Origin of the sequence: Psychrobacter sp. Arc9, from assembly GCF_041431295.1 — a bacterium.
Taxonomy (GTDB): Bacteria; Pseudomonadota; Gammaproteobacteria; order Pseudomonadales; family Moraxellaceae; genus Psychrobacter.
On sequence record NZ_JASMRK010000003.1, the window covers coordinates 22628 to 37457 of the forward strand.

Consider the following 14830-nt stretch of genomic DNA (forward strand, 5'->3'; position numbering starts at 1 on the left):
TTTATTATTAGTTGATTCATAGCAACGTTTATATACAGGGTAGTATCTATTTTTTAAAGCTTTTGTTCTAGTACTTCATCGGTTAATTCAGCCAACATGTCTGCAAAGATATCCGTGTCTGCAGAAGGGGTAGATACTTGTTCTTCATTAACCTCACCACTTTCATCAGTATGGCCATTGGTTTGGCAATCTGTTAGAGGATCAGATTGGTCGTTTAATACCTTGGCAGCAGGTGTAGTAGTTTGATGCGCTGCTAACGGCGATTCACCGGTTAATAGTCTGTCTTTTAACCATCTAAACCCATGTGCCTCCCACCATGCTTCAAAACGTGGCAACGTGCTACCACGTACCGCTACAGGTAGATCTAGCGTTCTCAATTTCTGCGCAAGGATAGGGTTGCTGATAGCTTGATGGATGCTCAAATAAAGTGAGCTACTATCATCGGTATAGGGTCGTCTGTTTTGCCATGATCTCTCATCGATTTTCATACGTGGCAGTTGCCACAACTCACCGCGATAATACACGACGTATAAGCGTTGTTTTGGATGGACAAAAATAGCATCAATGGGACGCAATGGCATAATATTAAGTAATCCCGTCAATAGAAAGTATTATTTAGATACAGGTTGTAAAGGCCAATTTAAAAACCGCAATGAGATTATTTCATTGTAAATATGAATGATAGTATAAAACGACACTAAGTGTCGCAAGCTTATTATAATATCGGCATCTACACTAGTAAACGATAACCATCAATGGCACACTGATAGCAAATTTGGCATGTCAACGTTATCAATGGATATGTAGAATTTGCTACTATGGTTGTTTTTGTTTAGGGCCCTCATGCTAGCAGAAATGCATCATAGTAACGACCATCAAACATGGATTGATGAGTATCGATTTTTGTTTTGTCTGGATGTTGTATAGCGTTTTTGACATTGGATACAGACATCTCATCTATAAGTGAAGCCTTCTTTATTAATCCTAATACCTCACCTTTATTGCAATCAGATTATTGTCTATGTTCACTATTATTCAGTCGCACCGTACCGAAAACCTCGTTGATCAATTGCTCGTACAATATCAGTCCAAGGATCAGCCTGTTTTTGAGCCTTTTATTGTCATTGTACCGTCAATGGTATTGGGAGATTGGTTGGATAAAACTATTGCTAGCCGTGCTGGTATTAGTACCTTGGTGCGTACTAAATTTTGGGGTCAGTATCAATGGACACTGATGCAAGATGTATTGACCCGCCATAATGCATACTTACTGGCGCAAAACCCTGAAGCGACAACTCTAAACGTGCCGGAAGTGGCGGTGTTATCACCGACAGTAATGCAGTGGCGATTGTTTGGTTATTTGACTTACTATCAGGAGTCGATTGTTGCAGATGAAAAGCATCCAGTTCATCCGTTGCTAGCGTCTTTGATTGATGACCCACAGGCAACTGCTCAACAAGACAGTTTACAACAGGATAAGGCACAACAAGATGCCCGTATTTGGCAGCTGGCAAGCGATTTGGCTAGGGTGTTTAACCGCTATTTGACTCACCGTGAGGATTGGTTGGCATTATGGTCGCAAAACAAGCCGTTGAGCGTAAGTGAGTTGATAGCAGATAAAGACGCCTTATCCCTACGCTTTGATAAGTATGCGCGCGGCACGCCTGAGTGGTTGGTCGAGCATTATGTTGAGTTGGAAGTTGCCCAACGATTCTTGTGGTCGCATTTGTTTGCCGATGTTCATCTACACCGTGTGGCACTGGAGCGTGCGTTTTGGTCAGCTTTAAAAGGCAACAAGGCGAATGAGCGCGATCAGTTACCCAAAGTATTACGTATATTTACCATCCAGCAACTGCCACAGACCGAGTTAGACTTTCTACAGAGTCTGTCGCAATACATGAATATCACGCTATTGCATTACAATCCATCAAAGCTGTTTTGGGCAGATATCGTTGATAAATCATGGTTACAACGCCAGCAGATTATCAACCCTGAGAGTGTGTTTTTGCGTGATTACGGTCACAGTTTGCTATCGCGTCTCGGTAAGCAGTCGCGCGATGCGTTTGCGATGCTTGCCAATTTATCAGGTAATGAGCAATACGACGATGCGCTAGTCGAATGGCAAGATAACTTTGATAAGGGTGTAGATAATGTGCTCGGTCATTACGATTATGAAAGCATAGATGCTGCTGATGACGCTGTCAGTACTCAAGATACGCAAGGTAACCTAAGCTTATTAAAACGTTTGCAAAATGACGTATTGATGCTTGATGAGCAATCTACTCAGCAAGCAACGGCTGCTACAGTCTCACAAGCAGTAAGCAAGCAACTAGAGCCGAGCTTTGATGAAGATAAGCCAGAAACGGCTTGGTATGAAGATGAAGCGTTAGAGAACAAGCGTTTTGAGAAAGACCGTTTTTGGGCAATCTCTTCCCAAGATAATAGCCTAAGCATTCATTCGTGTCATAGTTTGCAGCGTCAGCTTGAAGTGCTGCGTATTATGATTGGTCGTTGGCTGAATGAACCTATCAAACTAGGTGAAAAGAAACGCCATATCTCCGACATTGTTGTGCTGCTACCTGATGTTGAACGTCATCATGCATTGATTGGCTCTATCTTCGTCAATGGTAAGGGTCAAGACGGCTTGACTTTGCCTGCTAAAGTGACTGGTGTTGTTGATGCCGACATTCGCCAGTTATGGGAAGCCATTATCGGTTTTTACAAACTATTGGGTAGTCATAGCGCTCGTTTTGAAGCAGCTGAAGTCTTAGACTGGCTCATGTTACCGCCATTGTTTGAAAGCTTTGGACTGACTCATGAGCAAATGAGCCGTGGCTGTGATTTATTGGTAGAGGCGGGCTTTATTCGCGGTTTTGACGAGCTGCATCTTAAGCAAACTTTAGACAGCAATGATTACGACTATCGCTTTAGCTTTGCACAGGCATTAGACAGATTAACTTTAGGTCTGGTCATGCCAGAGGCTGAGTTGAGCGACTGCTTATATGATCTAAATGGCGATGAATGGCCAAGCACTGCGTTACCAGAAATGACCTTGCCGTTACCACAAGTGAGCCTAAATGATGCGCTGATTGTTGAAGCGCTTTGCCGTATTTATACTGGCTTGGTTGCACGACGTGATGATCATACACAAAAAATGAAAGCGGAAGATTGGCTCGATCAGATTGAGACACAAGTTATCCATCGCTACTTTGGCGATGTGGATCAAACACGTACCATGCGCGCCATTTACAACGCGATGAATGGCTTTAAATCAAGTCTGCGAGCCAATCGTCACTATAGGCAGTACGCTAGTGGTGATGTCGACAACAGAGAAGTGGAGCAAAGGCTGGCAGGTGTGGAGCAATTGCCGCTCAAGCTGAGCTTTATGCTAGACAGTATCGAAAACGAGCTTGAAAGTCAGCAAGTCAGTGCGGAGCCGACGGGGGTGATTACCTTTGGTCGATTCGGTGCACTAAGAAACGTGCCGTTTGAGCTGGTGGTGATGCTCAATATGGATCTCTCTGAGTTTCCTGGGCGTGACCGAGATAACCGCTATGATTTGATGAAAGCGACCAATGCACGCCGCGGTGACAGAGTCAGTGAAGATGATGACAACGGCGCATTTTTAGATGCGCTACTGTGTGCGCGCAGTGCTTGCTGGATGTTCTACAACGGCCAAAGCTTGACGGACACCCATGAGCATTTGCCAGCCAACCCAGTGAGCGAGCTATTGCAGTTTTTGCAAGGCGAGGTGCAATGGCAGGTGAACTCGCTTGAGACATTACCCGAGAATATTGATCCCACCACCGAGAGTCTCAAGCGCTATTTGCCTAAATTGATTAAACAGTGGTTGGTGACTGAACATCCTGCACTACCTTTTCATGAGAGTCTGTTTGAAACGGCAATCGAAGGCATTGATGTTTTTGAGCAAGCGTCTCCTGATATTGATAACAATGCTAATGCCAACGTTAATCCCAACATTAATATCAATGCTCAGGATTCTAGCCCTGTCGATATGATTGATGAGTTGGATACTTTATTAAATATAGCCATGCGCAAAACCAAACTGGCTCAGAAAAAGCAGTTTCCGCCTGCGCCGCTTTGGCAAGCGGTGTTTGACACATTAAAAGGTCGAGTATCTAGTGAGCATAAAGAGTTGGTGGGCTTACCTACGAAGGCGCAGTATGAGTCAATCGCTCAGGTGTTGGGTCAAGGCTTAGGCCAGCTAGGGCAAGTAGACAATCAAACCTTGTCTGCATTGGTCGAACTATTGGCGCTAGATATAGCTGTTGATGCTAGCGACGTCAGTGGTATGACAGAGGCATTATCTGATAGCATATTTAATGTTAGTGAGATAGATATTGAAGGGGCATTGGCTTACCAAGTACGCCATCCTGCCAAAGCGTTCTTACGGTCTCAAAAGGTGCATGTGGTGCAAGGTGAAGAAGCACTGTCGCAGCAAGAGCCGCTATTCTTGGACAGTCTGACTACCTATCAAATCAAAGATCATTTGATTAAACAATTGGTTACTGATGAGAATAAGAAAAATGATAGTAATGCAGCGGATGAAACTACCACTCCAACTCTAATGTATCAAAAAATTATGCCTGCTGGTGTCGCTCGCCAAACTACATTACCCAATCAACAAAAGAAACTGCAACAGCAATGTCTAGAGTTCAAAGAGCAGCTAATTGCTAATGGCTTTGATGAAAGCAGTATTCTCAACGAGAGTAAGGCAGATAGCAGCAGTGTATTGCAGCTACTGACGCCAACCGCTGAGTATCCCGTTCAGATAGAGCTAAAAAATATACTTAGTAGCACTGACAACGAATCAAGCAATCAGACAGATATAGAGGGTATAGAAACACTGCTTAAGCTGTTGCCAAAAATCATTAAGATCAAAGGTTCAGTACCCATATTAGCACCCATATCAATTATTCAGGCGGGCGTGCCTTATGCTCAGCAATCACCCAAGCAGTGGTTAAATATATTGCCCAATTCTGCCAGCCCTAGGCATTTACTCAAGTTTTGGTTGTCACATTTGTATTGGCAAGTGGCTAGACGTACCACTGCCGAGCAAGTAGTATTAAATGATGGCGTGAGTATTTGGCGCTTTAATAAGCCCAGCTCACAAGTCAAAAAGTATGACAAGGTCATTACATTCAAACTGAGCCCGATTGTGTATGAAGATGCTGTGATTGAGCTGATAAAATGGGCTGTTTTTGGTAAGTTAACGGGTCAAGTGCCTATTACGTTATTACCAGAATATGCACTTAACTACCTTGATAAGTATCTAAAGCATGAAGAAGGTGACAGCAACCGCTACTGGCCAAAACGAGCCGACTTCTCAGACTGGTTAAGACCTAACTACAACTCAGACACGGTATACGATACTTGCTCGCAGCATGCTATTTGGCAGTACGTACTACGAGACCAAGATGCATTCAAAGCGCTATCGGCAGCGTTGACTACATTAGCCCAGCCATTATACGCGCCGATGTTTAATGCGTTAACTAACTTAGATAGTTAGCCAGTTATTTAGAACAGCCTCTAATTAGTTTTTGCTATTTTGTTTTGATAAATAATAATTAAAAGTATGCGCCCATATGACAGACCTTAGCGATCCAACCAGTACCATTGACTTGTCTACACAACCGAATTTATTTGATGAATATTCAGATGAACTGACTTTATCTGCTGTGCCTGAGCGTAAAAATGATGTCATACCGGCAGTTGAGGTTGATCTAACGGGTAAACACCTGATTGAAGCCTCAGCGGGCACGGGCAAAACTTGGACGTTGACCGGTATCGTGCTGCGCCTACTGATCGAAGCGCGACGTGCACCAGAGCAAATCATTGCCACGACTTTTACACGAGCCGCCGCTGCCGAAATGCGTCAGCGTATCCATGATCGTTTGGTAGATTTTTATCAATTATTACAATGGGTTAATAGCCTAAGTGCCGATACTAGCAATAAAGAGAGTCTCTATCCCAATATATTGCAAGTCTTGCCTGAAAGTAATAAAGACACACAGGCAGGCAATGGTTCAAGTACTAATGCAGACGCTGAAACAGATATTGACGATTTAAATCAAGACCTTGCTACTGATAAGCAAGCGGCGGCAGAGAAACGTAAACAAGCAAAAAAAGACCGCGAAGATTGGCTGGTTAATCAGGCCAAATATGTGCGCTTAGATGGCATCATGCAAGATCCTATTAACTTGCATCTCGTCGGCTATTTGCTAGATCACGTGTACAGTTACCCCATGGCGGAAGCTATTAGGCGTACGGCACTGGTACTAACCACATTGGATAAGCTGTTTGTAGGTACGCTCGATAGTTTGGCGCAAAAATGGTTGACGGAGTACAGTAGCGAAACTGGTCACCAGCAGGGTATGGGGATTATTGAAGACAGCAGTATTGAACAAGTTACCGATAGCATTGTTCATGATGAGCTGCGTCAGTTTCAGAGCCGCTTATACTATGAGCAGCCTAAACTTTATGCGCTAATGGATCAGCAAGGTAAGTTGTCTGCAGTAGGTGATCATAAGAAGTATGTGACTCGCTCGCTTAATTTTATCTCTGCGCCGATTGATGAGATAAGGATTGAGAAAGGCTTTGACTTTGATACATATGAAAAGCTAATCAATGAGTTTTCTCAGTTAGATTTAGCTGATATCCAGCCTTATTTAAACCCTGATTATAGAAAGTCTCAAGGATTCCGTGGTGGTTCTAATTTAACCAAACAGTTTGATGCCATTATCGAGGTGCATCAAAAGATATCGCAGTATCAGCTGACCTTTAATAGCTATTTAAATGAGAGCGAAAACAAGATTTTGACATCATTGCAGGATTCTAGATATCCCGATGAAGATGGTAAAATTAAGAACTTTAATAAGAATAAAGAAAAAGAGCATCAGACACTTTTTGAGCTAGAGAGCATTAGCAAGTTAATGGCTCTCTTAGACATGCTTGATAGTTTGAATCAGCATATTTTGTTGGTATTGGCCAATCTTAACCGTCATATTGTGCTGGCTGTGCGCAATAGGCTACCAGTCATTTTGGAAGAGCGCGGCGAGACGACCTTTAGTTTGCAGATGGTACGCTTAAACCAAGCATTAACTGGCCGCCAAGGAGATAAGCTGGCGCGTTATATTCGTCATCATTATCCTGTGGCATTGATTGACGAGTCGCAAGATATCAATGGCGAGCAAGCCATTATGATTGAAAGCATCTATTTGCCAAAGAATAAGCGTAAACAGTTGGACAGTGACAAGCAGGCAACCACTAAGAAAGCCAATCATGAGTTTCTGCTATTGGTTGGTGATCCCAAACAGGCTATTTATGGGTTTCGCGGTGGCGATGTGGCCAACTATAATTATATGAAAGCCCAGTTTGACAAGAGTACGCTTTGGACACTAGATATCAATCGCCGTTCTAATGCGGGTGTGATTAACGCATTGAACTGCTGGTTTGGTATGGCTGATGCCACAACTGCTGAGAATAAGCTGTCGCAACTAGGAACCGGTATTCATTACCAACATATCAAAGCGGCAAAACCAGAATATGAGCTGTCTTGGTTTAATGAGTCAAATAGTCTGGATGATGTGCTGGTGACAGAGGTGCTTTCTGCTCAGCCAGTGAGCTTATTGCACCTGCCTTATGATAAGGACAAAGAGTTTGATTATGATGAGCATGAAATAACAGCTCGCCATATAGCCACTTTGCTTAATAGTGGTCAGACACTTAAAGGTAAGCCGATTCAGCCGAGTGATATTGGGGTGCTAGCACGTGCCAAAAAAGATCTGAAAAGAGTCGAAGACGAGCTAGTAAAACTCAATGTGCCGACCTTGACCACCAGTGATGTCAGCATATTTGAGACTATCATGGCAGAAGATGTAGCGGCGCTACTGAGTGCTATGCTATATCCGTATCGTCATGACATGATTAATCGGGTATTGACCAGCCATCTATATGGACTAAGTATCAAAAACATTAAAGCCATGATGACGGATCATGAGTCAGGAATTACCGAGGGTAGTAGTAAGCCAAGCGCCCATGCAAACAGTTCTAATTTGAAAGACTTCTCAACTAATGAAGCTACTGATACTAAAAAAAGCTATCAAGACTTTATTACCTATCTAAAAGAAGGTGCCCAGCGTTGGCAGCACTTTGGCATATTATCGGCGCTACATTATTTATTAGATAAAAGTCCTGTGCAGCCGCAAGGCGTTTGGCAAGCCCTAGCTGCTCATCCAGAAGGTGACCGTCATATTATGGATTTGCGTCATGTAATGGACATTTTGGCGCAGTATGGCTTAGGCATGGGTGAGTATGAGTTGTTGGCGTGGTTCAGACAGCAGATAGATACAGCACCCAACAGTGATTGGGCTAAGCAATATCCGCTACCGACAGAGTCTGGCGTGCAATTGATGACCATTCATAAGTCAAAAGGGCTTGAGTTCCCTATTGTTTATGTATTGGGAATGGGTGATGCCAGTAGGAAGTCTGGTAATAAGGAAGACTATGGGCTGTATCTATATAATGCGCAACAAGCGCCCTCAGCGCTAGTGCGGCAGTCGATAGAAGTACAGCAATCGCTAGATAGTCAATCGACGGGAAATCAGCGCCGCTTCTCACCACTGCAAGGCTCTGCCACAGTTGAGGATTACTATACTGATATCGAAACACAAGAAGGTTTTGATGAGATAAGACGGCTTGGTTATGTGGCATTTACTCGGGCCAGTGAGCAGCTGTATGTGGTGCTGCGAGATCCGAGTAACAAGACAGGATTTGAGCTAAAGCCAGTGTTTTATTGGTTTGAATCGCCAGAAGCAAAGTTCGAGCTACCTGATAGGCTCAAAGGCATTGTAGGTATGCTTAGAGGTCATAAAATTAATGAGTTTTATTACAGTAATTACGCAAACAACAATGCTAACTCAGCAGGCGTAAATGACAGTGCTCAGCTAGCCGCAACCAAATCAAGTGCTCATAAGCCTACAACAGAGGCTATTGAGTACGCACCCTTTGCCGAGATTATGAAAACTAATTATTTTTATGGCTGGGCCAAGACCAGTTTTACCGCCTTAGCGCGTCAGCTAGATGAATCTACACAAGCAATGGCGATAGTGGATGAGCGTATTGATGATGCGATAGACATTGATATGACGGAGTCTTCAGTTTCAGACCTCTCTTTACTTAATAACGGTGAGTCTCTCGAACAAGATGGTGAACTAAGCCTCAAGGTAGAAGATGATATCCGCTTTACCTTTGTAAAAGGTGCCAATGCCGGTACGTTTTTGCATGAGATATTTGAACAAATAGATTTCACTAATAAAGCCCAGTGGCCTCAGGTTATTGATAGAGCGATTAGTAGCTATCAGTTGCCGCTGATATATAGCAGTGCGGAACAGCAGAGCCGCAGATCACAAGGCAAAAAACAAAGAAATAGTGATGGGTTTGATCTTGAGTCAATAGATACAACGAAGCATGAGGCATTAGTTAATTGGATTGAAGAAGTGCTGCATGCGCCACTATTGGCCTCCAATCAACCCTTGATTGCTCTTGATAAAGGTAAGCGATTTGCCGAGTTAGAGTTCAATATGGGGTTGTCAGAGAATTTTAAAGCACAGGATATTAGTAAGCTTTTTCAACGGTATTTACCTGACGAGGCAGATAAACACGTTACTCTAGTGCCACAAAATAAAGCACATCTGTATCGTTATCTGCGTGGTGAGATTGACTTGGTGTATGAGCATGCTGGCAAGTATTATGTGGTCGATTATAAGAGTAACTTTCTAGGAAATAGCCTAAGTGACTACAATGAAGATACCCTCAAGAAAGCAATGTCTAAAGCAGGGTACTGGCTACAAGCAGCAATCTATCAAGTAGCATTACATCGATTTCTTGCCATGAGAATCAGTGATTATACGGGTAACGAAGATAAGTACTTAGGCGCTGTAGAGTACGTGTTTTTACGCGGTGTATATGACCCGAATGCTCAGACAGCTACTACATCTGTGTCGCAAGATAAGGCTCAGTCTAACCACGATAGCTTGAGCAGTAATAGTTGCTATGGATTGGTCACTTGGGATATACCCATTGCTTTTATTAAAGGTTTAGACGCATTATTTGGTCTGCCTAATTAATAAACCTGCTATGACAATTAAATAGTCAAAAATTGTTATAGCAGTTAATCGGATTAAAAGAGATAAATATACGATGAGTAATAATAACAACAAGAGCAAGTCAGCCATTAGCTTACAAGAGAGCTGGGCCAGTAATCTCAGTGATTATATTTTGCTGCGCCGTCAGCAAACACATGTAGCGTATGATGTGGCAGATACAAAGACAAACGATGAAAATAGAAGAATCGGTAAGTCAAAAGATAGCGATTTATTTACGGCTCTATTTGTTATTTTAGCGGCTTATTTGGAAGAAGGGCATACTGTATTAACTATTGATGCATCTGATCATGAAGCCCCTATGCAAGGTCATATTAATGGGGAAGTAGTCACGTTGTATGCATGGCAGCAGCAATTATTAGAGATACTAGCAACACCAATCTTTGCGCTGATTGATACTCAGATAGACATACAAATAGATGATGAGACTATAACGCAGACATCACTATTTGTATGTCTAGATATTTTGTTTGGTCAGCGAGATTATCTTTGGGCACAGTTAGCGCTTAGTAATCATGAAAAAGAGACGTTTATCAAACGTTTTGATGCGATAACGACGTTATATCAGCGCTTGAAAAATAGCGACTTAAGTACTTTTATTCACTCACTTCATGAGCATGCTTTATTTACTAATGTTGATGCGAGTATTGGTAGTAATTATCATCAAAATAGCCTAAGTAAAAATAATCAACCGATTATTTACAACATAGCTAAAAGTGAACAAACTCGAAGTTCGAAAATCACATTTTGGTTACACCGTGCTTGGCAAGCAGAGTTTAATTTAGCAAAAAATATCAACAATATCTTAAATCAGCAAGTAAGTCCTTTACAGATAGCAATACCTGAAAACCTTCATGAGCACCAAGTGAAGGCAATCAATGTCGCTAATAATAATGCGTTTAGTATTATTACTGGTGGTCCAGGCACAGGTAAAACATATACCGTGGCTCAATTAGTTATCGCGTTACAACAGGCGACAGAGAGTAGGGGAGATGAGTCTGAACATATTAGGTTTAGCACAGACAGTGCTAGTCTAGCATTAGCAGCGCCGACGGGTAAGGCTGCCCAGCGTATGCAAGAGTCTCTACAGGCGGCTTTAGATGACGCAAATGTAGAGCTGCAGTTGCAAGAGGCAAAAACCATCCATCGTCTACTAGGTATCGGTCGAACGGGTAGACCGCGCTACGATGCCAACAACCCACTCGGTGAAGATATTATTATCGTTGATGAAGCATCTATGCTCGGAGTTGAGTTGGCCAATTATCTTGTGAGCGCGGTAAAGCCAGGTGCTAGGCTGATATTATTAGGCGATGCTAATCAGTTAGCAGCCGTCGATGCAGGAGCAGTATTGGCTGATCTCTGTCGCATTCCTCTACTGCAACCTATACATGCAGAACTAACCGAGAGCCGCCGATTTAGCGACGACTCAGGTATCGGTAAACTGGCCACTCAAATTAATAAAGCAGAGACAAATATTCAAGCTATTTGGCAATTATTAAGGCAAGACGCTGCTTTGAGTTTTCAATATGTTAATACGTTACAAGCAGAGTCTATATTAAATGACAAGATAGAAAATAGCCTAAGCAAAGAAAAAATTATTTCAAGAATCTCCAGTAATTACCAATCATACATAGATAAAATTAAAAGTTTACTAGAAAATCCAGTAGAAAAATCCGTGCCAGAATCAGTTAAAAATACTACCTCTTCGTTGATGGAGGTATTTAATCAATTTAGAATCCTAACTGCTGGTCACAATGGTGAGTGGGGCGACCACTATATCAATAACTACCTTACTCAATGGCACCTTGCTGAATTAAAGTTACCATTGGGTCAAAACACGTGGTTCCATGGACGTCCTGTTATGGTGCTACAAAACAACTATGAGCTTGGATTATTTAATGGGGATATTGGTTTCTGCTTACAAACATCAGATGAAAGGAGCCAATTAGAGGTATTCTTTGAAAATAAGACACAAGGGATAGCTGTTAATTTGCTAAATGAAGAGGTGATAGCCACGGCATATGCAATGACCATTCATAAGTCACAAGGGTCTGAGTTTGATCATGTGGCCATTACTTTCGATAATAGTCATGCAAGATTGCTGAGCAAAGAGCTTATCTATACAGCAGTGACTCGTGCTAAGAAGCAGGTAACGATATATAGTACCAAACACGCTTTAGAAAAAGCAGTTCAAACACCAACTGAGCGGCATACTGGTTTGGCATTACAATTTTAACGATTCATTCAAGTTGTTGTCGGCGCAATAAGTCAGCGCAATAAAAAAGCATCCAATTTGGATGCTTTTTTAGGACTTAACTATTTTAATCAATTAGGGACTGTATAGAATTGAGAAAGCATTGAAAAAAATAAGCAACGCCTTACTCTAATGTTTACCACAACAAAGAAACAAGGCGTCACTTATGGCTCGCACTAAGCTCAACGATGAACATTGGCACAAGCTATTTATTATATTGCGACAAATTAACGTATATAACAAGCCCAATCTAAGACGTACCGTTGAAGGCATGTTGTACCGCATACGAGTAGGCTGTCCATGGCGAGACTTACCTTCTTATTTTGGTCATTGGTCTCGCATATATCATCAATACCGTTACTGGCGTAAAACCGGTAAATGGCAAAAGCTCATGAATATAGTCACAGCAAACTATGATAGTGAATGGTTATTTATAGACGGTAGCGTGGTTAAAGCTCATCAGCATAGTACAGGCGCAGCCAGTCATCTTGATGAGGCCATTGGTAAAAGCGTTGCAGGTAATAGCAGCAAACTGCACTTAGTGGTCGATGCTTGTGGCAACCCTATACATGTTGAGCTGTCAGGTGGGCAAGTACATGACTCTAAGATGGAAAAGGCGTTGATATGTAGCACGATTAACAACCAGACTAAAGCGGTGATTGCAGACAGGGGCTACGATAGTAGCGATATTAGAGAGTGTATCTTCAAGCACTGTGCTCAGTCAGTCATACCTGTTAAGTCGAACTCTAAAAGCAGTAACGACACACTAGATTGGTATTTGTATCGTTGCCGTCATTTGGTAGAAAACGCTTTTGCTAGATTGAAACATTTTAGGGGCATTGCCACGCGATATGATAAGCTCAAAGATAGCTTTGCAGCGGCGGTAATGCTCGCTTGTGTCTTTATCTGGTTGCCCTTGATTTGAATTCTATACACACCCTAAGTTTAGAATTAAACTTTGTCTTCTTTGATTGCATAGATACCTGGCAGGTGACGCAAGTAACCATGGAAATCCATACCACAACCGTAAACATAGCGATCTGCAACATCAATACCCACAAAATCTACGTCAAAATCTGCAACTTTGCGATCATGTTGCTTGTTAAGCAAGACACAAGACTCAAGTGATAGAGGCTTTTCTTTGCTTAATTCTTCAACAACTGCTTTTAGGGTAATACCTTCGTCAAAGATGTCGTCAATTAACAATACGTGCTCACCTTCGATACTAACATCAGGCTTGAATTTCCAATCAAGCTCATTAGTACCTTCGTTATCACGATAACGAGTCGCATGAATATAATGCATGCGATGGTAGAACGTAAGATGTGTCAGTAGTTGACCAGCTGGGATCAAGCCGCCGTTCATCACGACCATAACAATTGGGTTTAGACCAGCATAATGTAGATTGAGCTGAGCGGCCAAACGCTCATAAGCAGCAGCTACTTCGATACTGCTAATAAGGCACTCTGAGTTGCGTAAAGTTTTTTCAATTTCTTGGTTACTGATTTGGGTCATCGGGTGCGCCTTTGGTAAAAAGTGCCGCTTATTTTAGCAAATTTTAGTGAATTTGCCCAACGTCATATGACTTTTGGGACAAAATTAATCCAACTTTTAGGGTTATTCTGGCTTTTCTATAATAAATGGACGGTAATAATTGGCCAATCTATTCAATGAGTCATTTGGTAGGTCAGGTAATAGCTTATTAAGTGCCATACTCATGCCTTTATCAATTGCCGATTTGGCAACTGGAACTGACTTACGTTTGATCATGCCTAGCTTTAATGTCTCAGCATAACGACTGATAAAATGGGTCAATGTCTCTTCGTTCATGGTTTCGAGTGCTGTTTTAAATTTGGCTCTATCCACATGTTCAGGCGTGATAGCAGCAAAACCTTCAGTGATGGTATTGGCATCTTTTTCTGATAGTTTAAAGCCGACACGTTTAATGCCTTCATTATCAATAAAGGTTGCATGATCTCTTAGAAAATGAAAACTTGGTAATACGTCTTTGTTGTTTTCTTTACCCAATAAGATATTGAGCAGAGTATCCGTCGCGCGTTCAATCGTTCCAACAATTTTGCGCATAGAGGCTTGACGCTCAGGGTTAGGAATAATATCTACCAAACCAACCAATAAATTATCAGTAAGATCACGCGCTGTCTGATGCGTAAGGGCATCGCGATAAGGGTAGTACTCTACATTCTCATTTGAAGCAACGACTTGTTCGGCCTCACTGATTAAAGCTTTTAGTTTATCTGAGGGTACGAATCCAAAATAATGTGCCATTGCACTTCCTTTATTTGTTGTTTTTTATGTCTTACTTGCGTTACATTGATCACCAAATCGGTTATTATTCAAACAAAGTTTCAGTCTCAGGCTCATCACACCAAAT

7 protein-coding genes are annotated in these 14830 nt (G+C 42.1%); 4 read left to right on the forward strand and 3 right to left on the reverse strand.

Annotation, left to right across the window (positions count from 1 at the left end; all coding sequences use genetic code 11):
- Positions 1–53 precede the first annotated feature (53 nt).
- On the reverse strand, positions 54–581 hold the full coding sequence (locus QO187_RS02460) for a hypothetical protein (protein WP_101205851.1): 528 nt from the start codon (positions 579–581) through the stop codon (positions 54–56).
- Between the two features lie 440 nt (positions 582–1021).
- On the opposite strand from QO187_RS02460, the gene QO187_RS02465 reads away from it, so the two are divergent.
- The 4 genes from QO187_RS02465 to QO187_RS02480 all read left to right on the forward strand — a co-directional run bounded on the left by QO187_RS02465 (position 1022) and on the right by QO187_RS02480 (position 13363).
- Entirely contained in the window at positions 1022–5530 is a 4509-nt protein-coding gene (locus QO187_RS02465) for an exodeoxyribonuclease V subunit gamma (RefSeq protein ID WP_371547001.1), read from the forward strand.
- Between the two features lie 76 nt (positions 5531–5606).
- Positions 5607–10148, forward strand: a complete 4542-nt coding sequence (locus tag QO187_RS02470; protein ID WP_371547004.1) for a UvrD-helicase domain-containing protein — start codon at positions 5607–5609, stop codon at positions 10146–10148.
- Positions 10149–10221: 73 nt separating this feature from the next.
- Positions 10222–12420 (forward strand): exodeoxyribonuclease V subunit alpha, encoded by a 2199-nt coding sequence (gene recD / locus QO187_RS02475; protein ID WP_371547007.1) that lies wholly within the window; start codon positions 10222–10224, stop codon positions 12418–12420.
- Positions 12421–12604: 184 nt separating this feature from the next.
- The gene (locus QO187_RS02480) at positions 12605–13363 is read left to right on the forward strand and encodes an IS5 family transposase (RefSeq protein WP_371547009.1); all 759 of its coding nucleotides are present in this window, start codon (positions 12605–12607) and stop codon (positions 13361–13363) included.
- A gap of 26 nt (positions 13364–13389) precedes the next feature.
- Here the strand turns inward: QO187_RS02480 and QO187_RS02485 are convergent, their stop codons facing one another.
- Positions 13390–13953, reverse strand: a complete 564-nt coding sequence (locus tag QO187_RS02485; protein ID WP_057760160.1) for a hypoxanthine-guanine phosphoribosyltransferase — start codon at positions 13951–13953, stop codon at positions 13390–13392.
- 102 nt (positions 13954–14055) lie between these two features.
- Positions 14056–14724 (reverse strand): hypothetical protein, encoded by a 669-nt coding sequence (locus QO187_RS02490; RefSeq protein WP_160021771.1) that lies wholly within the window; start codon positions 14722–14724, stop codon positions 14056–14058.
- Positions 14725–14830: the final 106 nt, after the last annotated feature.

Bases quoted from the DNA above. Each gene is read 5' to 3' on its own strand.
- QO187_RS02480 (WP_371547009.1), top strand. From the start codon at position 12,605: ATGGCTCGCACTAAGCTCAACGATGAACATTGGCACAAGCTATTTATT.
- QO187_RS02465 (WP_371547001.1), top strand. From the start codon at position 1,022: ATGTTCACTATTATTCAGTCGCACCGTACCGAAAACCTCGTTGATCAA.
- QO187_RS02470 (WP_371547004.1), top strand. From the start codon at position 5,607: ATGACAGACCTTAGCGATCCAACCAGTACCATTGACTTGTCTACACAA.
- QO187_RS02490 (WP_160021771.1), bottom strand. From the start codon at position 14,724: ATGGCACATTATTTTGGATTCGTACCCTCAGATAAACTAAAAGCTTTA.
- QO187_RS02485 (WP_057760160.1), bottom strand. From the start codon at position 13,953: ATGACCCAAATCAGTAACCAAGAAATTGAAAAAACTTTACGCAACTCA.
- recD (WP_371547007.1), top strand. From the start codon at position 10,222: ATGAGTAATAATAACAACAAGAGCAAGTCAGCCATTAGCTTACAAGAG.
- QO187_RS02460 (WP_101205851.1), bottom strand. From the start codon at position 581: ATGCCATTGCGTCCCATTGATGCTATTTTTGTCCATCCAAAACAACGC.